This is a genomic window from Pseudomonas sp. TE31087, from assembly GCF_057284075.1.
On the sequence record NZ_JBXVNN010000001.1, the window covers coordinates 4,820,283 to 4,841,238 of the forward strand.

At 58.6% G+C, this 20,956-nt stretch carries 16 protein-coding genes, 4 tRNA genes and 1 rRNA gene; all 21 read left to right on the plus strand.

From position 1 onward, the window contains the following. Window positions 1–70 precede the first annotated feature (70 nt). The 21 genes from rrf to tuf (ACZ899_RS21795) all read left to right on the plus strand — a co-directional run bounded on the left by rrf (window position 71) and on the right by tuf (ACZ899_RS21795) (window position 20,913). A 5S ribosomal RNA gene (gene rrf / locus ACZ899_RS21695) occupies window positions 71–186 on the plus strand. 297 nt (window positions 187–483) lie between these two features. Next, complete coding sequence (gene birA, locus ACZ899_RS21700; protein WP_232857802.1) at window positions 484–1,443, plus strand: bifunctional biotin--[acetyl-CoA-carboxylase] ligase/biotin operon repressor BirA; 960 nt, start codon at window positions 484–486, stop codon at window positions 1,441–1,443. Further along, on the plus strand, window positions 1,433–2,188 hold the full coding sequence (locus ACZ899_RS21705) for a pantothenate kinase (protein WP_234560552.1): 756 nt from the start codon (window positions 1,433–1,435) through the stop codon (window positions 2,186–2,188). The genes birA and ACZ899_RS21705 overlap by 11 nt, the downstream gene beginning before the upstream one ends. Before the next feature lie 2 nt (window positions 2,189–2,190). After that, on the plus strand, window positions 2,191–2,616 hold the full coding sequence (locus ACZ899_RS21710; protein WP_110739041.1) for a hypothetical protein: 426 nt from the start codon (window positions 2,191–2,193) through the stop codon (window positions 2,614–2,616). A gap of 152 nt (window positions 2,617–2,768) precedes the next feature. Further along, window positions 2,769–2,852: transfer RNA gene (locus ACZ899_RS21715), tRNA-Tyr, on the plus strand. A 24-nt stretch (window positions 2,853–2,876) separates the two neighbouring features. Beyond that, window positions 2,877–2,950, plus strand: a tRNA-Gly gene (locus ACZ899_RS21720). A gap of 28 nt (window positions 2,951–2,978) precedes the next feature. After that, window positions 2,979–3,054: transfer RNA gene (locus ACZ899_RS21725), tRNA-Thr, on the plus strand. Between the two features lie 79 nt (window positions 3,055–3,133). Further along, window positions 3,134–4,327, plus strand: a complete 1,194-nt coding sequence (tuf, locus tag ACZ899_RS21730; RefSeq protein WP_003255489.1) for an elongation factor Tu — start codon at window positions 3,134–3,136, stop codon at window positions 4,325–4,327. Window positions 4,328–4,381: 54 nt separating this feature from the next. Continuing rightward, window positions 4,382–4,457: transfer RNA gene (locus ACZ899_RS21735), tRNA-Trp, on the plus strand. 43 nt (window positions 4,458–4,500) lie between these two features. Beyond that, window positions 4,501–4,869, plus strand: coding sequence for a preprotein translocase subunit SecE (secE, locus tag ACZ899_RS21740; RefSeq protein ID WP_011531879.1), 369 nt, complete (start codon window positions 4,501–4,503; stop codon window positions 4,867–4,869). Between the two features lie 9 nt (window positions 4,870–4,878). Then, a complete protein-coding gene (nusG, locus tag ACZ899_RS21745; RefSeq protein WP_011531880.1) occupies window positions 4,879–5,412 on the plus strand; it encodes a transcription termination/antitermination protein NusG in 534 nt (177 codons plus the stop codon). Window positions 5,413–5,531: 119 nt separating this feature from the next. Continuing rightward, the gene (gene rplK, locus ACZ899_RS21750) at window positions 5,532–5,963 is read left to right on the plus strand and encodes a 50S ribosomal protein L11 (protein ID WP_028692261.1); all 432 of its coding nucleotides are present in this window, start codon (window positions 5,532–5,534) and stop codon (window positions 5,961–5,963) included. Continuing rightward, a complete protein-coding gene (gene rplA / locus ACZ899_RS21755; RefSeq protein WP_023628747.1) occupies window positions 5,963–6,658 on the plus strand; it encodes a 50S ribosomal protein L1 in 696 nt (231 codons plus the stop codon). Before rplK ends, rplA begins: the two co-directional genes overlap by 1 nt. A 197-nt stretch (window positions 6,659–6,855) precedes the next feature. Continuing rightward, a complete protein-coding gene (gene rplJ / locus ACZ899_RS21760) occupies window positions 6,856–7,356 on the plus strand; it encodes a 50S ribosomal protein L10 (protein WP_008089133.1) in 501 nt (166 codons plus the stop codon). A 78-nt stretch (window positions 7,357–7,434) separates the two neighbouring features. Beyond that, window positions 7,435–7,800: a 50S ribosomal protein L7/L12 gene (gene rplL, locus ACZ899_RS21765; protein WP_003255496.1), complete on the plus strand. Its 366-nt coding sequence runs from the start codon at window positions 7,435–7,437 to the stop codon at window positions 7,798–7,800. A 219-nt stretch (window positions 7,801–8,019) separates the two neighbouring features. Next, window positions 8,020–12,093 carry a DNA-directed RNA polymerase subunit beta gene (gene rpoB / locus ACZ899_RS21770; protein ID WP_203649991.1) on the plus strand — a complete coding sequence of 1,358 codons (4,074 nt, stop codon included), beginning with the start codon at window positions 8,020–8,022 and terminating at the stop codon, window positions 12,091–12,093. A gap of 64 nt (window positions 12,094–12,157) precedes the next feature. Further along, complete coding sequence (gene rpoC, locus ACZ899_RS21775; RefSeq protein WP_234560553.1) at window positions 12,158–16,357, plus strand: DNA-directed RNA polymerase subunit beta'; 4,200 nt, start codon at window positions 12,158–12,160, stop codon at window positions 16,355–16,357. Between the two features lie 211 nt (window positions 16,358–16,568). Continuing rightward, window positions 16,569–16,940: a 30S ribosomal protein S12 gene (rpsL, locus tag ACZ899_RS21780; RefSeq protein ID WP_003255492.1), complete on the plus strand. Its 372-nt coding sequence runs from the start codon at window positions 16,569–16,571 to the stop codon at window positions 16,938–16,940. A 106-nt stretch (window positions 16,941–17,046) separates the two neighbouring features. Then, complete coding sequence (gene rpsG / locus ACZ899_RS21785; protein WP_003246741.1) at window positions 17,047–17,517, plus strand: 30S ribosomal protein S7; 471 nt, start codon at window positions 17,047–17,049, stop codon at window positions 17,515–17,517. A 30-nt stretch (window positions 17,518–17,547) separates the two neighbouring features. Continuing rightward, on the plus strand, window positions 17,548–19,692 hold the full coding sequence (gene fusA / locus ACZ899_RS21790; RefSeq protein WP_232857405.1) for an elongation factor G: 2,145 nt from the start codon (window positions 17,548–17,550) through the stop codon (window positions 19,690–19,692). Window positions 19,693–19,719: 27 nt separating this feature from the next. Next, window positions 19,720–20,913, plus strand: a complete 1,194-nt coding sequence (tuf, locus tag ACZ899_RS21795) for an elongation factor Tu (RefSeq protein ID WP_003255489.1) — start codon at window positions 19,720–19,722, stop codon at window positions 20,911–20,913. The last annotated feature ends 43 nt before the right edge of the window (window positions 20,914–20,956 follow it).

Genomic DNA, 20,956 nt, shown 5'->3' on the forward strand with positions numbered 1-20,956 from the left:
CGACGAACCACAAAGATCACATATCCGAATTGGCTGGAGTATCCATCTGGATGTTCTGGCAACAGAATTTCTTGACGACCATAGAGCATTGGAACCACCTGATCCCATCCCGAACTCAGCAGTGAAACGATGCATCGCCGATGGTAGTGTGGGGTTTCCCCATGTGAGAGTAGGTCATCGTCAAGATTCATTTCGCAAAACCCCTATCTGCGCGAGCAGGTAGGGGTTTTGTCTTTTCCGCGTTTCAAAATCAACACCCCCCCCCCCTGTAGGAGCGGCCTTGTGTCGCGAAAGGGCCGCAAAGCGGCCCCGGCAATCTGTGCATCAACACTGAAATTCTGGGTCTGCTTCGCAGCCCTTTCGCGGCACAAGGCCGCTCCTACACAGGCATCGCGCCGGCGGCAAGCCCGGCGGTAGCCCTTTTCCTATGCAAGCCCTCGGGGCGTGGCTATCATGCCAGCCTTATTCCAAGTCGAGACTGGCATGCTGAAGTTGTTGAATCTCCTCAAGGATGGCCGGTTCCATTCCGGTGAAGCCCTGGGGGCCGCCCTCGGGGTAAGCCGCAGCGCCGTCTGGAAGCAGCTGCAGCACCTTGAGAGCGAACTGAACCTGACCATTCACAAGGTCCGTGGCCGTGGCTATCAGCTGGCAGCGCCGCTGAACCTGCTTGAATCGCAGGCGATCGCCGGGTTCTCGGAAGCTGAGGCGTGGCCGACCTTCATTCACGACACCATCGACTCCACCAATGCCGAGGGTCTGAGGCTCGCCGCCCAGGGGCAAGCCGCGCCGTTCCTGGTGCTGGCCGAGCGCCAGAGCGCCGGGCGCGGACGTCGTGGCCGCCAATGGGTCAGTCCGTTCGCCGAAAACCTCTATTACAGCCTGGTACTGCGCATCGATGGTGGCATGCGCCAGCTCGAGGGCTTGAGCCTGGTGGTTGGCCTGGCGGTCATGCGCACGCTGAAGGCGTTCGGCCTGAAGGATGTCGGGCTGAAATGGCCTAATGATGTATTAGCCAGCGGGCGCAAGATCACCGGCATCCTCCTGGAGCTGGTCGGCGATCCGGCGGATGTCTGTCATGTGGTGCTGGGCATCGGTATCAATGTGAACATGCAGGGCGGGGATCAGATCGACCAACCCTGGACCTCCATGCGCGGCGAGACCGGACAACTGGTGGACCGTAACCGCTTGGTGGCGGAGCTCAGCCAGCAGCTGCAGCACGAGCTGGCTCGTCATCGCCGCTATGGTTTCGCCGCGTTCCAGGAAGAATGGGAGCAGGCGCACCTGTGGCAGGGGCGCAAAGTCTCGCTGGTCGCCGGCACCACTCGCGTCGATGGGGTGGCGTTGGGTGTGGATGGACAAGGCGGCTTGCGTCTCGAGGTGGAAGGTGTGGAAAAGAGCTTCAGCGGTGGCGAGCTCAGTCTGAGGTTGCGTGATGATTCTTGAGCTCGATTGCGGAAACAGCTTCATCAAGTGGCGCGTCATCCATGCGGCCGACGCCACCATCAATGGTGGTGGTATCGTCGACTCCGACCAGGCGCTGGTTGCGGCCGTCGCGGCGCTTTCATCCCTGCGCCTGATCGGCTGTCGCATGGTCAGTGTGCGCAGTGAAGAAGAAACTTCGGCGCTGTGCGCGTTGATCCTGTCTTCGTTCGGGGTCGAAGTACGCGTGGCCCAGCCGGTGAAAGAAATGGCCGGCGTTCGCAATGGCTATGAGGACTACCAGCGCCTGGGTATGGATCGCTGGCTCGGCGCGCTGGGCGCCTATCACCTGGCGGGTCGCGCCTGCCTGGTCATCGACTTCGGTACCGCGGCCAAGGCCGACTATGTCGCGGCCGACGGTGAGCACCTCGGTGGGTATATCTGTCCGGGCATGCCGCTGATGCGTAGTCAGCTGCGCACCCACACCCGGCGAATCCGCTATGACGATGCCTCGGCCGAGCGTGCCCTGGGCAGCCTGGCACCGGGGCGCTCCACGGTCGAAGCGGTCGAGCGTGGTTGCGTGCTCATGCTCCAGGGGTTTGCCCGTACCCAGATCGAGCAGGCCAGGGGGCTTTGGGGTGAGGACTTCACGGTCTTCCTGACCGGGGGCGATGCGCCGCTGGTGCAGGACGCCGCACCGCAGGCGCGCATCGTGCCGGATCTGGTCTTTGTCGGCCTGGCCATGGCCTGCCCAATTGAGTCGAGGTGACTATGCGCTGGTTATTTCTGCTGTTGGTGGTGCTCAACGTCGTCTATTACGTATGGCATCAGCAGGAGGCTCCACTTAAGGTCAAGGAAGTCGCCCCGTTATCGTTGTACAAAGGTTCCCAGCAGGAAATACGCCTGCTGCGCGAGACCGGGGCCGCAGCACCGGCCAGGCGGCGCGACGAATGCCTGGTGGTGGGCGGGCTGGCCGCACGCGAGCAGCTCGATGCCCTGCGTCAGCGCCTGCTCAGCCTGGATATCGCCGCCCTGCCGGTGGTTGGGCAGCTGCCGGGAGCCGAGGGTTTCTGGCTCAAGGTAGCCCCTGAAAGCGAGCGTTTGTTGGACCCTGCGGTGCTCTCGACTCTTTCCAAGGATTTCAAAGACTTAAAACACAAAATTATTTTGTGCGAGGGTATTGCAACTGCTGAATAGCTTGATAGAATGGCGCCCGCTTCACAGGGAACACCACCGAGGTGGTAGAGCTGGAGGCGGTGTCAAAGCAGCTAAGTTTCAGATTTGATTGAAAAAATTTGAAAAAATGCTTGACACTAGGGCGGCAGGCAAATAGAATGCCGGCCACATCTGGAGGGATTCCCGAGCGGTCAAAGGGGACGGACTGTAAATCCGTTGCGAGAGCTTCGAAGGTTCGAATCCTTCTCCCTCCACCAGTTTTAGCGAGAGCCGCAAGCTCCGCGGGTATAGTTTAGTGGTAGAACCTCAGCCTTCCAAGCTGATGATGCGGGTTCGATTCCCGCTACCCGCTCCAAGTTTGCTGTTGTTGCACAAAGTGTTTCGCTCTTGTAGCTCAGTTGGTAGAGCACACCCTTGGTAAGGGTGAGGTCAGCGGTTCAAATCCGCTCAAGAGCTCCATATAAACAAGGCAGATATGAAAATATCTGCCTTTGTTTTATAGGCTGTATGACTATTTCTTCTGCGGAGGACTGTATCGATGGCTAAGGAAAAGTTTGATCGTTCGCTACCTCACGTTAACGTCGGCACTATCGGCCACGTTGACCACGGTAAGACCACTCTGACTGCAGCGCTTACTCGCGTTTGCTCCGAGGTTTTCGGTTCGGCAATCGTTGAGTTCGACAAGATCGACTCGGCTCCGGAAGAAAAAGCGCGCGGTATTACCATCAACACCGCTCACGTTGAGTACAACTCGACCATTCGTCACTACGCTCACGTTGACTGCCCAGGTCACGCTGACTACGTGAAGAACATGATCACCGGTGCTGCCCAGATGGACGGCGCGATCCTGGTTTGCTCGGCCGCCGATGGTCCGATGCCACAAACCCGTGAGCACATCCTGCTGTCCCGTCAGGTTGGCGTTCCGTACATCGTGGTCTTCCTGAACAAGGCTGACCTGGTAGACGACGCCGAGCTGCTGGAACTGGTCGAGATGGAAGTTCGCGACCTGCTGTCCACCTACGACTTCCCAGGCGACGACACTCCGATCATCATCGGTTCCGCTCGTATGGCCCTGGAAGGCAAAGACGACAACGAAATGGGCACTACCGCTGTCAAGAAGCTGGTAGAGACTCTGGACAGCTACATTCCTGAGCCAGTTCGTGCCATCGACCAGCCGTTCCTGATGCCGATCGAAGACGTATTCTCGATCTCGGGTCGTGGTACCGTTGTTACTGGTCGTATCGAGCGTGGTATCGTCCGCGTTCAGGATCCGCTGGAAATCGTTGGTCTGCGTGACACCACCACCACCACCTGCACCGGTGTTGAGATGTTCCGCAAGCTGCTGGACGAAGGTCGTGCTGGCGAGAACTGCGGCGTTCTGCTGCGTGGTACCAAGCGTGACGACGTTGAGCGTGGCCAGGTTCTGGTCAAGCCAGGTTCGGTCAAGCCGCACACCAAGTTCACCGCAGAAGTCTACGTCCTGTCGAAGGAAGAAGGCGGCCGTCACACTCCGTTCTTCAAAGGCTACCGTCCTCAGTTCTACTTCCGTACCACTGACGTGACCGGTAACTGCGAACTGCCGGAAGGCGTTGAGATGGTAATGCCAGGTGACAACATCCAGATGACTGTCACCCTGATCAAGACCATCGCGATGGAAGACGGTCTGCGCTTCGCCATCCGTGAAGGCGGTCGTACCGTCGGCGCCGGCGTCGTAGCGAAAATTATTGAATAAGTAGTTGATTTACTTGATCAGGCCGGTATAATGGCCGGCCTGATACAGCGTTATAGGTCAGTAGCTCAATTGGCAGAGCGACGGTCTCCAAAACCGTAGGTTGGGGGTTCGATTCCCTCCTGACCTGCCATTCACCTCGGTGTGATGGCTTTCTTCTCACAGGATCCTCCTCGATGACTCCCAAAACTGAAGCCCAAGAATCGCGTTTTGATCTGTTCAAGTGGCTCGCTGTTGTCGCATTGGTAGTCGTTGGTGTCGTGGGTAATCAGTATTACTCCGCTTCTCCGATCCTGTATCGCGTACTTGTCCTGCTTGCCCTGGCTGCTGTCGCTGGCTTCGTTGCCCTGCAGACCGCCAAAGGCAAGTCGTTCTTTGCGCTGGCGAAGGAAGCTCGTACCGAGATCCGTAAAGTCGTGTGGCCGACCCGCCAAGAAACCACTCAGACCACGCTGATTGTCGTGGCTGTAGTTCTGGTCATGGCGTTGCTGTTGTGGGGTCTTGATTCCCTGCTCGGCTGGTTGGTCTCCTTGATCGTTGGCTAAGGGTGTCTCGTGGCTAAGCGTTGGTATGTTGTGCATGCTTACTCGGGTTACGAGAAGCATGTAATGCGCTCCCTGATCGAGCGCGTCAAGCTGGCTGGCATGGAAGACGAATTCGGCGAGATCCTGGTCCCGACCGAAGAAGTCGTCGAAATGCGCAATGGCCAGAAGCGCAAGAGCGAGCGTAAGTTTTTCCCTGGCTATGTATTGGTCCAGATGGAAATGAACGAAGGGACTTGGCACCTTGTCAAGGATACCCCTCGAGTCATGGGTTTCATTGGTGGTACCGCGGACAAGCCTGCGCCGATCACCGATAAAGAAGCTGAGGCCATCCTGCGTCGCGTTGCCGACGGCAGTGACAAGCCGAAGCCGAAGACGCTGTTCGAGCCGGGTGAAGTGGTTCGCGTCATTGACGGTCCATTTGCCGACTTCAATGGCAGTGTCGAAGAAGTTAACTACGAGAAGAGCCGCCTGCAGGTTGCAGTGCTCATTTTCGGTCGCTCCACCCCGGTGGAGCTCGAGTTCAGCCAGGTCGAAAAGGTCTAGCGGAACGCAGCATCCCATACCCCGCAGCCCTATGTGCTGCGGGGTTTTGTCGTCACTGGGATAAAACGCAAGTCATACGGGGAGCCATCAGGCGTTCGTACCCGAATTTGGAGTAGCTCATGGCTAAGAAGATTCAGGCTTACATCAAGCTGCAAGTAAAGGCCGGCCAGGCCAACCCAAGCCCACCCGTTGGTCCAGCACTGGGTCAACACGGTGTGAACATCATGGAATTCTGCAAGGCCTTCAACGCCCGTACCCAGGGTCAAGAGCCAGGTCTGCCGACTCCAGTGATCATCACTGTCTACAGTGACCGTAGCTTCACCTTCGAGACCAAGAGCACCCCTGCCTCGGTTCTGCTGAAGAAAGCTGCTGGCCTGACCAGCGGTTCGGCTCGTCCGAACACCGTCAAGGTCGGTACCGTTACCCGTGCTCAGCTGGAAGAGATCGCCAAGGCCAAGCAGGCCGATCTGACCGCCGCTGACATGGACGCTGCTGTACGCACCATCGCCGGCTCCGCCCGCAGCATGGGCCTGAACGTGGAGGGTGTGTAATGGCTAAGCTGACCAAGCGCCAAAAGGCTATCGCCGAAAAAATCGAAGCAGGCAAGGCCTACAACTTCGAAGAAGCCGCAACCCTGCTGGCTTCGCTGCCGGCCGCCAAGTTCGTCGAGTCGTACGACATCGCCGTCAACCTCGGTGTAGACCCACGTAAATCCGACCAGGTCGTTCGTAGCGCTACTGTGCTGCCACACGGCACTGGCAAGACCGTACGTGTTGCCGTCTTCACCCAGGGTCCAGCTGCTGAAGCCGCTCTGGCTGCCGGCGCTGATCGCGTAGGTATGGACGACCTGGCTGCCGAAATGAAAGGCGGCGACCTGAACTATGACGTCGTCATCGCATCGCCTGATGCCATGCGCGTTGTGGGTCAGCTGGGTCAGGTTCTGGGTCCTCGCGGCCTGATGCCTAACCCGAAAGTTGGTACCGTGACCCCAGACGTAGCCACTGCCGTGAAGAACGCCAAGGCTGGTCAGGTTCGCTACCGTACCGACAAGAACGGTATCATCCATACCTCCGTTGGTAAGATCGGCTTCGAAGCCGGCAAGCTGAAGGAAAACGTTGAAGCCCTGATCGCTGATCTGAAGCGTATCAAGCCGGCTTCCTCGAAAGGTATCTACGTCAAGCGCGTTACCCTGAGCACCACCATGGGCCCAGGTCTGATCATCGATCAGAGCTCGCTGGACGTGTAATGCTCGGTCGGTGCGACCTGGTCGCACCGACTATTAAATTGGGGTCCCTGCCTGGCGGGGGCTATCCAAGACCGTAGGCGGCGCAAGCCTTAAACCTAAAGCCTACGCAGATGGTGCTCCCGATTCGTTCGCGAATCAGACACCAAAACGACATCCGGCTCCGGCCAGATGAAACGGTAGAAACCAGGAGTAAACCCGTGGCAATTAAACTCGAAGACAAGAAGGCCATCGTCGCTGAAGTCAACGAGGCTGCCAAAGTCGCTCTGTCCGCTGTCGTGGCTGATGCCCGTGGTGTGACTGTAAGCGCAATGACCGGACTCCGTAAAGAGGCCCGCGAGGCTGGCGTTTACGTGCGTGTCGTACGTAATACCCTGCTCAAGCGCGCTGTTGAAGGCACCGAATTCTCGATCCTCAACGACGCGTTCAAAGGCCCGACCCTGATTGCTTTCTCCAACGAACACCCGGGCGCTGCTGCTCGTCTGTTCAAAGAGTTCGCCAAGGGTCAGGACAAGTTCGAGATCAAGGCAGCTGCGTTTGACGGCAATTTCATTGCCGCCAACCAGATCGATGTACTGGCTACCTTGCCGACCCGTGACGAAGCTATCGCACGTCTGATGAGCGTTATTCAAGGCGCCACCAGCAAGCTGGCTCGTACTCTGGCGGCCGTTCGCGACCAGAAAGAAGCTGCTGCTGCCTAAGGCCGCGTAACCTCTTTCAAAATCATATGTTTAATTTGATGGCTGCGTAGGCTGTCACCCCAATACAGGATTTAAGTCATGTCCCTGACTAACGAGCAAATCATCGAAGCAATCGGCCAGAAAACCGTTCTGGAAGTTGTTGAGCTGATCAAAGCCATGGAAGAAACCTTCGGCGTTACCGCTGCTGTTGCCGCTGCTGGCCCAGCTGCTGCTGCTGCCGTTGTTGAAGAGCAGACCGAGTTCAACGTTGTTCTGGTTGAAGCCGGCGACAAGAAAGTGAACGTGATCAAGGCCGTTCGCGAGCTGACCGGTCTGGGCCTGAAAGAAGCCAAAGAGAAAGTCGATGGCGCTCCTCAGGTTGTAGCTGAAGGCGTTTCGAAAGAAGCCGCTGAAGACGCTAAGAAGAAGCTGGAAGAAGCAGGCGCCAAAGTCGAGCTGAAGTAATTTCGACTTTGCGACTCCAGTCCGAGCGTTAAGCGAAGGGCTGATGGCTGGTGGCTTATGCCACCGGCCTTTTTCCGTTATTGGCGGCCGATCAGGTCGGCCCCGATAGCGAAGTGGCAACCACCATATCGGTGGCGCAAACCATGGGGTTTGCACGATTTTCTGGCTGCTCCCGCCGGGAGATGCCAAACAAGCAGGTGACCAAGCTGGGGAATGCTGATGGCTTACTCATACACTGAGAAAAAACGTATCCGCAAGGACTTTAGCAAGTTGCCGGACGTCATGGATGTGCCTTACCTCCTGGCCATCCAGCTGGATTCGTATCGCGAATTCCTGCAGGCGGGAGCATCCAAGGATCAGTTCCGCGACGTCGGCCTGCATGCGGCCTTCAAATCGGTATTCCCGATCATCAGCTACTCCGGCAATGCTGCCCTGGAGTACGTCGGCTATCGCCTGGGCGAGCCGGCGTTCGATGTGAAGGAATGTGTCCTGCGTGGTGTGACCTTCGCGGTCCCGCTGCGGGTGAAGGTGCGCCTGATCATCTTCGACAAGGAATCGTCGAACAAAGCGATCAAGGACATCAAAGAGCAAGAAGTCTACATGGGTGAAATCCCCCTGATGACTGAGAACGGTACCTTCGTAATCAACGGTACCGAGCGTGTGATCGTGTCTCAGCTGCACCGCTCGCCGGGTGTGTTCTTCGACCACGACCGTGGCAAGACCCACAGCTCGGGCAAGCTGCTTTACTCCGCGCGCATCATCCCTTACCGCGGTTCCTGGCTGGACTTCGAGTTCGACCCGAAGGACTGCGTGTTTGTGCGTATCGACCGTCGCCGCAAACTGCCGGCCTCGGTACTGCTGCGCGCGCTGGGCTACAGCACCGAAGAAGTACTCAACACCTTCTACACCACCAACGTGTTCCACCTGTCCGGCGAGAAACTGAGCCTGGAGCTGGTGCCTCAGCGTCTGCGTGGTGAAGTTGCGGTCATGGACATCCATGACGGCAGCGGCAAGGTCATCGTCGAGCAAGGCCGCCGTATCACTGCGCGCCACATCAACCAGCTGGAAAAGGCTGGCGTGAAAGAGCTGGACGTGCCGCTGGAGTACGTACTGGGTCGCACCACCGCCAAGGCGATCGTGCATCCTGCCACCGGCGAGATCATCGCCGAGTGCAACACCGAGCTGACCACCGACCTGCTGGTGAAGATCGCCAAGGCCCAGGTTGTCCGCATCGAGACCCTGTACACCAACGACATCGACTGCGGTCCGTTCATCTCGGACACCCTGAAGATCGACACCACCAGCAACCAACTGGAAGCGCTGGTCGAGATCTACCGCATGATGCGTCCAGGCGAGCCGCCAACCAAGGACGCCGCCGAGACCCTGTTCAACAACCTGTTCTTCAGCGCCGAGCGTTACGACCTGTCGGCCGTTGGTCGCATGAAGTTCAACCGTCGTATCGGTCGCACCGAGATCGAAGGTTCGGGCGTACTGAGCAAGGAAGACATCGTCGAGGTCCTCAAGACCCTGGTCGACATCCGTAACGGCAAGGGCATCGTCGACGACATCGACCACCTCGGTAACCGTCGCGTCCGTTGTGTCGGCGAGATGGCTGAGAACCAGTTCCGCGTTGGCCTGGTGCGCGTCGAGCGCGCGGTCAAAGAGCGTCTGTCGATGGCTGAAAGCGAAGGCCTGATGCCGCAGGACCTGATCAACGCCAAGCCGGTTGCGGCGGCGGTGAAAGAGTTCTTCGGTTCCAGCCAGCTCTCGCAGTTCATGGACCAGAACAACCCGCTCTCCGAGATCACCCACAAGCGCCGTGTCTCCGCACTCGGCCCTGGTGGTCTGACCCGTGAGCGCGCCGGCTTCGAAGTCCGTGACGTACACCCGACCCACTACGGCCGTGTGTGCCCGATCGAGACCCCTGAAGGTCCGAACATCGGTCTGATCAACTCCCTGGCGGCCTATGCCCGCACCAACCAGTACGGCTTCCTGGAAAGCCCGTACCGCGTGGTGAAAGAGGGTGTGGTCAGCGACGACATCGTGTTCCTGTCGGCGATCGAAGAAGCCGATCACGTCATCGCCCAGGCTTCGGCCGCGATGAACGAGAAGAAGCAGCTGATCGACGAGCTGGTAGCCGTTCGTCACCTGAACGAATTCACCGTCAAGGCGCCGGAAGACGTCACCCTGATGGACGTTTCGCCGAAGCAGGTAGTTTCGGTCGCAGCGTCGCTGATTCCGTTCCTCGAGCACGACGACGCCAACCGTGCGTTGATGGGTTCGAACATGCAGCGTCAGGCTGTACCGACCCTGCGTGCCGACAAGCCGCTGGTAGGTACCGGCATGGAGCGCAACGTCGCCCGTGACTCCGGTGTCTGCGTGGTTGCTCGCCGCGGTGGTGTGATCGACTCGGTCGACGCCAGCCGTATCGTTGTTCGCGTGAACGATGATGAAGTCGAGACCGGTGAAGCAGGTGTGGATATCTACAACCTGACCAAGTACACCCGCTCCAACCAGAACACCTGCATCAACCAGCGTCCGCTGGTCAGCAAAGGTGACAAGGTTCAGCGCAGCGACATCATGGCCGATGGTCCGTCCACCGACATGGGTGAGCTGGCACTGGGTCAGAACATGCGCATCGCCTTCATGGCGTGGAACGGCTTCAACTTCGAAGACTCCATCTGCCTGTCCGAGCGTGTGGTCCAGGAAGACCGCTTCACCACGATCCACATCCAGGAACTGACCTGTGTGGCCCGTGACACCAAGCTTGGCCCAGAGGAAATCACCGCGGACATCCCGAACGTGGGTGAGGCTGCGCTGAACAAGCTGGACGAAGCCGGTATCGTCTACGTGGGTGCCGAAGTCGGCGCTGGCGACATCCTGGTCGGCAAGGTCACTCCGAAAGGCGAGACCCAGCTGACGCCGGAAGAAAAACTGCTGCGTGCGATCTTCGGCGAGAAGGCCAGCGACGTCAAAGACACCTCCCTGCGCGTGCCGACCGGCACCAAGGGTACCGTCATCGACGTCCAGGTCTTCACCCGTGACGGTGTCGAGCGCGACAGCCGCGCCCTGGCCATCGAGAAGATGCAGCTGGACGAGATCCGCAAGGACCTCAACGAAGAGTTCCGCATCGTCGAAGGCGCGACCTTCGAGCGTCTGCGTTCTGCCCTGAACGGCCAGGTGGTCGACGGTGGCGCGGGCCTGAAGAAAGGCACCGTGATCACCGACGACGTGCTGAACGGTCTGGAGCACGGCCAGTGGTTCAAACTGCGCATGGCCGAAGATGCACTGAACGAGCAGCTGGAAAAGGCTCAGCAGTACATCGTCGATCGCCGTCGCCTGCTGGACGACAAGTTCGAAGACAAGAAGCGCAAGCTGCAGCAAGGCGATGACCTGGCTCCGGGCGTACTGAAGATCGTCAAGGTCTACCTGGCAATCCGTCGTCGCATCCAGCCGGGCGACAAGATGGCCGGCCGTCACGGTAACAAAGGTGTGGTCTCGGTGATCATGCCGGTCGAAGACATGCCGCATGATGCCAACGGTACTCCGGTCGACGTCGTTCTGAACCCGTTGGGCGTACCTTCGCGTATGAACGTCGGTCAGATCCTCGAAACCCACCTGGGCCTCGCGGCCAAGGGTCTGGGCGAGAAGATCGACCGCATGATCGAAGAGCAGCGTAAAGCCGCTGAACTGCGCACCTTCCTCACCGAGATCTACAACGAGATCGGTGGTCGTCAGGAGAACCTGGAAGAGTTCACCGACGAAGAGATCCTCGCCCTGGCGAACAACCTGAAGAAAGGCGTGCCGATGGCCACCCCAGTCTTCGACGGTGCCAAGGAGCGTGAGATCAAGGCCATGCTGAAACTGGCAGACCTGCCAGAAAGCGGCCAGATGGTGCTGTTCGATGGCCGTACCGGCAACAAGTTCGAGCGTCCTGTGACCGTGGGTTACATGTACATGCTCAAGCTGAACCACTTGGTGGACGACAAGATGCACGCGCGTTCCACTGGTTCCTACAGCCTGGTTACCCAGCAGCCGCTGGGTGGTAAGGCGCAGTTCGGTGGTCAGCGTTTCGGGGAGATGGAAGTGTGGGCGCTGGAAGCATACGGCGCGGCATACACCCTGCAAGAAATGCTCACAGTGAAGTCGGACGACGTGAACGGCCGTACCAAGATGTACAAGAACATCGTGGATGGCGATCACCGTATGGAGCCGGGCATGCCCGAGTCCTTCAACGTGTTGATCAAAGAGATCCGTTCGCTCGGTATCGACATCGATCTGGAAACCGAATAACACGTGACGCGAAGGGGAGTGGGGCAGGCAATGCCCGCTCCCTGCTCCGCCAGGAGGAAAGGCCTTGAAAGACCTACTGAATTTGCTGAAAAACCAGGGTCAAGTCGAAGAGTTCGACGCCATCCGCATCGGTCTGGCGTCGCCTGAGATGATCCGTTCGTGGTCGTTCGGTGAAGTTAAGAAGCCGGAAACCATCAACTACCGTACGTTCAAGCCTGAGCGTGACGGCCTGTTCTGCGCCAAGATCTTTGGCCCAGTCAAGGACTACGAGTGCCTGTGCGGTAAGTACAAGCGCCTGAAACACCGTGGTGTGATCTGCGAGAAGTGCGGCGTCGAAGTCGCCCTGGCCAAGGTTCGTCGTGAGCGCATGGCGCACATCGAACTGGCTTCGCCAGTTGCCCACATCTGGTTCCTGAAGTCGCTGCCGTCCCGTATCGGCCTGCTGATGGACATGACCCTGCGTGACATCGAGCGCGTGCTCTACTTCGAGAGCTACGTCGTAATCGACCCGGGCATGACCACCCTCGAGAAGGGTCAGCTGCTCAACGACGAGCAGTACTTCGAAGCGCTGGAAGAGTTCGGTGACGACTTCGACGCCCGTATGGGTGCCGAGGCTGTCCGCGAGCTGCTGCACGCTATCGACCTGGAGCACGAGATCGGCCGCCTGCGCGAAGAGATTCCGCAGACCAACTCGGAAACCAAGATCAAGAAGCTGTCCAAGCGCCTGAAGCTGATGGAAGCTTTCCAGGGCTCGGGCAACCTGCCTGAGTGGATGGTCCTGACCGTCCTGCCAGTACTGCCGCCGGACCTGCGTCCGCTGGTGCCGCTGGATGGCGGCCGCTTCGCGACCTCCGACCTGAACGACCTGTATCGTCGGGTGATCAACCGTAACAACCGTCTGAAGCGCCTGCTCGATCTGTCGGCGCCGGACATCATCGTGCGCAACGAAAAGCGCATGCTGCAGGAAGCGGTCGACGCCCTGCTCGACAACGGCCGTCGCGGTCGCGCCATCACTGGCTCGAACAAGCGTCCGCTGAAGTCCCTGGCCGACATGATCAAAGGTAAGCAAGGTCGCTTCCGTCAGAACTTGCTCGGCAAGCGCGTGGACTACTCCGGCCGTTCGGTAATTACCGTAGGTCCGACCCTGCGTCTGCACCAGTGCGGTCTGCCGAAGAAAATGGCCCTCGAGCTGTTCAAGCCGTTCATTTTCGGCAAGCTGGAAATGCGTGGTCTGGCGACCACCATCAAGGCCGCCAAGAAAATGGTCGAGCGCGAGCTGCCAGAGGTGTGGGACGTTCTCGCCGAAGTGATTCGCGAACACCCCGTACTGCTCAACCGTGCACCGACCCTTCACCGTCTGGGTATCCAGGCGTTCGAGCCTGTGCTCATCGAAGGTAAGGCGATTCAGCTGCACCCGCTGGTCTGCGCCGCGTACAACGCCGACTTCGACGGTGACCAGATGGCCGTTCACGTGCCGCTGACCCTGGAAGCCCAGCTCGAAGCGCGCGCGCTGATGATGTCGACCAACAACATCCTGTCGCCAGCCAACGGTGAGCCAATCATCGTTCCGTCGCAGGACGTTGTACTGGGTCTGTACTACATGACCCGCGAAGCCATCAACGCCAAGGGCGAAGGTCGCGTGTTCGCCGACCTGCAGGAAGTCGACCGCGTATTCCGCGCCGGCGAAGCCGCCCTGCACGCGAAAATCAAGGTCCGTATCAACGAGACCGTGAAAGATCGTGATGGCAGCATCACCAAGAACACCCGTATCGTCGACACCACTGTCGGCCGTGCGCTGCTGTTCCAGGTTGTGCCTGCCGGCCTGCCGTTCGACGTGGTCAACCAGTCGATGAAGAAGAAGGCGATCTCCAAGCTGATCAACCAGTGCTACCGCGTGGTTGGTCTGAAAGAGACCGTGATCTTCGCCGACCAGCTGATGTACACCGGTTTTGCCTACTCGACCATTTCCGGCGTTTCGATCGGTGTCAACGACTTCGTTATCCCGGATGAAAAAGCCCGCATCATCGGTACCGCCACCGACGAAGTGAAGGAAATCGAGAGCCAGTACGCCTCCGGCCTGGTCACCCAGGGCGAGAAGTACAACAAGGTCATCGACTTGTGGTCCAAGGCGAACGACGAAGTGTCCAAGGCGATGATGGCCAACCTCTCGAAAGAGAAGGTCATCGACCGCGAGGGCAAGGAAGTCGAGCAAGAGTCCTTCAACTCGATGTACATGATGGCCGACTCCGGTGCGCGTGGTTCCGCTGCGCAGATCCGTCAGCTGGCCGGTATGCGTGGCCTGATGGCCAAGCCGGACGGCTCGATCATCGAGACGCCGATCACTGCGAACTTCCGTGAAGGTCTGAGCGTACTCCAGTACTTCATCTCGACCCACGGTGCTCGTAAGGGTCTGGCGGATACCGCACTGAAGACCGCTAACTCCGGTTACCTGACTCGCCGTCTGGTAGACGTTGCCCAGGATCTGGTAGTTACCGAGATCGACTGCGGCACCGACCAGGGCCTGCTGATGACTCCGCACATCGAAGGCGGTGACGTTGTCGAGCCGCTGGGTGAGCGCGTACTGGGTCGTGTCATCGCCCGTGACGTGTTCAAGCCGGGCACCGAGGACGTCATCGTTCCTGCCGGTACCCTGGTGGATGAGCAGTGGGTCGAGTTCATCGAGCTGAACAGCATCGACGAAGTGATCGTGCGTTCGCCGATCAACTGCGAAACCCGCTACGGCATCTGCGCCAAGTGCTACGGTCGTGACCTGGCTCGCGGTCACCAGGTGAACATCGGTGAAGCTGTCGGCGTTATCGCTGCGCAGTCGATCGGTGAGCCGGGTACCCAGCTGACCATGCGTACGTTCCACATCGGTGGTGCTGCAAGCCGTACCTCGGCTGCCGACAGCGTCCAGGTTAAGAACGGCGGTATGGTGCGTCTGCACAACCTGAAGCAGGTCGAGCGTGCCGACGGCAACCTGGTTGCAGTTTCCCGTTCGGGTGAGTTGGCGATTGCCGATGAATTCGGCCGTGAGCGCGAGCGTTACAAGCTGCCGTACGGTGCGGTGATTTCGGTCAAGGAAGGTGAGAAGGTCGAAGCTGGCGCCATCGTCGCCAAGTGGGACCCGCACACCCACCCGATCGTTACCGAGCTGAAAGGTACCGTGACCTTCGTGGGCATGGAAGAAAACATCACCATCAAGCGTCAGACCGACGAACTGACCGGCCTGACCAACATTGAAGTCCTGGACGTCAAGGATCGCCCTGCCGCTGGCAAGGAAATCCGTCCGGCAATCAAGATGGTCGATGCCAACGGCAAGGACCTGTACCTGCCAGGTACCGACGTACCTGCCCAGTACTTCCTGCCGGCCAACGCCCTCGTCGGTGTGGCTGACGGTGCCCAGATCGGCGTCGGTGACGTTATCGCGCGTATCCCGCAAGAAACGTCGAAGACCCGTGACATCACCGGTGGTCTGCCACGCGTTGCCGACCTGTTCGAAGCGCGTCGTCCGAAAGAAGCCTCGATTCTGGCTGAAGTCAGCGGCACCATCGCGTTCGGTAAAGAGACCAAGGGCAAGCGTCGTCTGGTCATCACTCCGACCGATGGTAGCGATCCGTATGAAGAGCTGATTCCGAAGTGGCGCCACCTGAACGTCTTCGAAGGCGAACAGGTAAACCGCGGCGAAGTCATCTCCGACGGCCCGAGCGATCCGCACGACATCCTGCGTCTGCTGGGTGTGAGCGCGCTGGCGAAGTACATCGTCAACGAGATCCAGGACGTTTACCGTCTGCAAGGCGTGAAGATCAACGACAAGCACATCGAGACCATCCTGCGTCAGATGCTGCGCAAGGTCGAGATCTCCGAGTCGGGCGATTCCAGCTTCATCAAGGGCGACCAGATGGAACTGACCCAGGTACTGGTAGAGAACGAGCGTCTCGCCGGCGAGGACAAGTTCATCTCCAAGTTCACCCGCGTGCTGCTGGGTATCACCAAGGCCTCGCTGTCCACCGAATCGTTCATCTCGGCGGCTTCCTTCCAGGAAACCACTCGCGTACTGACCGAAGCGGCGGTAACCGGCAAGCGCGATTACCTGCGCGGCCTGAAAGAGAACGTGGTCGTGGGTCGTCTGATCCCGGCCGGTACTGGTCTGGCCTACCACAGCGAGCGCAAGCGTCGCCGTGATGCCGACAAGCCGCTGCGCGTAAGTGCCAGTGAGGTGGAAGCCGCACTGACCGAAGCGCTGAATTCCAGCGGTAACTAAGTACAGGGCAGGGCCCCGGCTGGCCTCGAGCGATCATCGGTGACATGAATTGTTGCCGATGATCGGGCGAGGAGGGCCGGGGCCTCGTCTTGACTGGGTGCAAGATCCTCCGTAGACTTTTGTACCCTTAAATTTGGTGAGGCTCCGTCTCGCCAATTTTTGGCTTTCTTGCAAGACAATAGAGTCGCAAGACAATCAGTGGAGCTAGTAGATGGCAACTATCAACCAGCTGGTACGTCAGCCGCGTAAGCGTTCGGTCGAGAAGTCCGACGTTCCTGCGCTGCAGAACTGCCCGCAGCGTCGTGGCGTGTGCACCCGTGTGTACACCACCACGCCGAAAAAACCTAACTCGGCACTGCGTAAAGTATGCCGTGTGCGTCTGACCAACGGTTTCGAGGTTTCCTCGTACATCGGCGGTGAAGGCCACAACCTGCAAGAGCACAGCGTCGTCCTGATCCGTGGCGGCCGTGTAAAAGACTTGCCAGGTGTTCGTTACCACACCGTTCGCGGCTCTCTGGATACTTCGGGCGTCAAAGGCCGTAACCAGGGTCGTTCGAAGTACGGTACCAAGCGTCCGAAGTAATCGGCCGTTTGCAGACATCCATTTTTTTGAGTCGATAAGAGTAAGGTCGGGCAGGGGTCGAAGACCCACGTCCCGGGCTAACCTGAAGACCGTTTGAGGGCTTATCATGCCAAGACGTCGTGTAGCAGCAAAACGTGAGATCCTTGACGATCCGAAGTACGGATCCCAGATCCTCGCCAAGTTCATGAACCACGTGATGGAAAGCGGCAAGAAGGCCGTAGCCGAGCGCATCGTTTACGGTGCCCTGGATACTGTCAAAGCACGCAAGAACAGCGACCCCCTGGAAATCTTCGAGAAAGCTCTCGACGCCATCGCTCCGCTGGTCGAAGTAAAGTCCCGCCGTGTCGGCGGTGCCACTTACCAGGTCCCGGTTGAAGTTCGTCCATCCCGTCGTAACGCTCTGGCAATGCGCTGGCTCGTAGACTACGCCCGCAAGCGCGGCGAGAAGTCGATGGCTCTGCGCCTGGCTGGCGAGCTGCTGGATGCTGCTGAAGGCAAAGGTGCTGCAGTCAAGAAGCGTGAAGACGTTCACCGTATGGCTGAAGCCAACAAAGCGTTCTCGCACTACCGCTTCTAATTCAAGCATCAATCATTTTGCGAGGGCTTTATGGCTCGTACTACAGCAATTAACCGCTACCGTAACATTGGTATTTGCGCGCACGTTGACGCGGGCAAGACCACCACTACCGAGCGGATCCTGTTCTACACAGGTCTGAGCCACAAGATGGGCGAGGTGCATGACGGCGCCGCGACCACCGACTGGATGGTGCAGGAGCAGGAGCGCGGTATCACCATTACCTCCGCTGCCGTTACCACCTTCTGGAAAGGTTCCGTTGGTCAGTACGACAACTACCGCGTAAACGTCATCGATACCCCCGGCCACGTTGACTTCACCATTGAAGTAGAGCGTTCGCTGCGTGTACTCGACGGCGCGGTCGTTGTGTTCTGCGGTACCTCCGGCGTTGAGCCTCAGTCCGAAACCGTATGGCGTCAGGCCAACAAGTACGGCGTTCCACGTGTTGTCTACGTGAACAAGATGGACCGTGCCGGTGCCAACTTCCTGCGTGTTGTTGGTCAGATCAAGAATCGCCTGGGTCACACCCCGGTCCCGATTCAGCTGGCCATCGGTTCGGAAGATAACTTCCAGGGTCAGGTCGACCTGATCAAGATGAAGGCTATCTACTGGAACGACGACGACAAAGGCACCACCTACCGCGAGGAAGAAATTCCTGCGGACATGCTCGAGCTGGCCGAAGAGTGGCGCGCGAACATGGTGGAGGCTGCTGCTGAAGCCAACGAAGAGCTGATGAACAAGTACCTTGAAGAAGGTGAGCTGACCGTCGAAGAGATCAAGGCAGGCCTGCGCGCGCGCACCCTGGCCAGCGAGATCGTTCCGGCTGTCTGCGGTTCGTCGTTCAAGAACAAGGGCGTTCCCCTGGTTCTCGACGCCGTTATCGAGTTCCTGCCTGCTCCGACCGAGATCCCTGCAATCCAGGGTATCAACCCGGACGACAAGGACCTGGATAAAGAAGATCCGGCTGTTCGTAAAGACGAGCGTCACGCAGACGACAACGAGCCGTTCTCGGCTCTGGCCTTCAAGATCGCGACCGACCCGTTCGTAGGTACTCTGACCTTCGTTCGCGTCTACTCGGGTGTTCTGAAGTCCGGTGACTCCGTGATCAACTCGGTCAAGGGCAAGAAAGAGCGCGTTGGTCGTATGGTGCAGATGCACGCCAACCAGCGTGAAGAGATCAAGGAAGTGCTCGCTGGCGACATCGCGGCGCTGATCGGCATGAAAGATGTGACCACCGGCGAAACCCTGTGCGACATCGACAAGCCAATCATCCTTGAGCGTATGGACTTCCCTGAGCCGGTTATTTCGCTCTCCGTCGAGCCGAAAACCAAGGCTGACCAGGAGAAGATGGGTATCGCTCTGGGCAAGCTGGCCCAGGAAGACCCGTCGTTCCGCGTCAAGACCGACGAAGAGACTGGCCAGACCATCATCTCGGGCATGGGTGAGCTGCACCTGGACATCCTCGTTGACCGCATGAAGCGCGAGTTCAACGTCGAAGCCAACATCGGCAAGCCTCAGGTTTCGTACCGCGAGAAGATCACCAAGTCCAACGTCGAGATCGAAGGCAAGTTCGTCCGTCAGTCGGGTGGTCGTGGTCAGTTCGGTCACTGCTGGATCCGTTTCTCGGAGCCAGATCAGGACGACAAGGGCAACATCACCGAAGGTCTGGTGTTCTCCAACGAAGTCGTTGGTGGTGTGATTCCTAAGGAATTCATTGCCCCGATCCAGAAGGGTATCGAAGAACAGATGAAAAACGGCGTTGTTGCCGGTTATCCTCTGATCGGCCTGAAGGCCGCGGTATTCGACGGTTCGTACCACGACGTCGACTCCAACGAAATGGCGTTCAAGATCGCTGCTTCGATGGCAACCAAGCAACTGGCCCAGAAGGGCGGTGGCGTGGTCCTCGAGCCGATCATGAAGGTCGAAGTTGTAACCCCGGAAGACTACCTGGGTGACGTGATGGGTGACCTGAACCGTCGTCGTGGTCTGGTCCAGGGTATGGATGAGTCGGTCTCCGGCCGCGTCGTCCGTGCTGAAGTTCCGCTCGGAGAGATGTTCGGTTATGCGACCGACGTTCGTTCCATGTCTCAGGGTCGCGCAAGCTACTCCATGGAATTCTCCAAATACGCCGAAGCTCCGTCGAACATCGTCGAAGCACTCGTTAAAAAACAAGGCTAATCCCCTTTAGGCAAGAGGTTCACTGTCGTGGCTAAAGAAAAATTTGATCGTTCCCTTCCGCACGTTAACGTTGGCACCATCGGCCACGTTGACCACGGTAAGACCACTCTGACCGCAGCTCTGACTCGCGTTTGCTCCGAAGTTTTCGGTTCGGCAATCGTTGAGTTCGACAAGATCGACTCGGCTCCGGAAGAAAAAGCGCGCGGTATTACCATCAACACCGCTCACGTTGAGTACAACTCGACCATTCGTCACTACGCTCACGTTGACTGCCCAGGTCACGCTGACTACGTGAAGAACATGATCACCGGTGCTGCCCAGATGGACGGCGCGATCCTGGTTTGCTCGGCCGCCGATGGTCCGATGCCACAAACCCGTGAGCACATCCTGCTGTCCCGTCAGGTTGGCGTTCCGTACATCGTGGTCTTCCTGAACAAGGCTGACCTGGTAGACGACGCCGAGCTGCTGGAACTGGTCGAGATGGAAGTTCGCGACCTGCTGTCCACCTACGACTTCCCAGGCGACGACACTCCGATCATCATCGGTTCCGCTCGTATGGCCCTGGAAGGCAAAGACGACAACGAAATGGGCACTACCGCTGTCAAGAAGCTGGTAGAGACTCTGGACAGCTACATTCCTGAGCCAGTTCGTGCCATCGACCAGCCGTTCCTGATGCCGATCGAAGACGTATTCTCGATCTCGGGTCGTGGTACCGTTGTTACCGGTCGTATCGAGCGTGGTATCGTCCGCGTTCAGGATCCGCTGGAAATCGTTGGTCTGCGTGACACCACCACCACCACCTGCACCGGTGTTGAGATGTTCCGCAAGCTGCTGGACGAAGGTCGTGCTGGCGAGAACTGCGGCGTTCTGCTGCGTGGTACCAAGCGTGACGACGTTGAGCGTGGCCAGGTTCTGGTCAAGCCAGGTTCGGTCAAGCCGCACACCAAGTTCACCGCAGAAGTCTACGTCCTGTCGAAGGAAGAAGGCGGCCGTCACACTCCGTTCTTCAAAGGCTACCGTCCTCAGTTCTACTTCCGTACCACTGACGTGACCGGTAACTGCGAACTGCCGGAAGGCGTTGAGATGGTAATGCCAGGTGACAACATCCAGATGACTGTCACCCTGATCAAGACCATCGCGATGGAAGACGGTCTGCGCTTCGCCATCCGTGAAGGCGGTCGTACCGTCGGCGCCGGCGTCGTAGCCAAAATCATCGAGTAATCACTCGACCGATTGAAAAAACCCCCGCTCAGCGGGGGTTTTT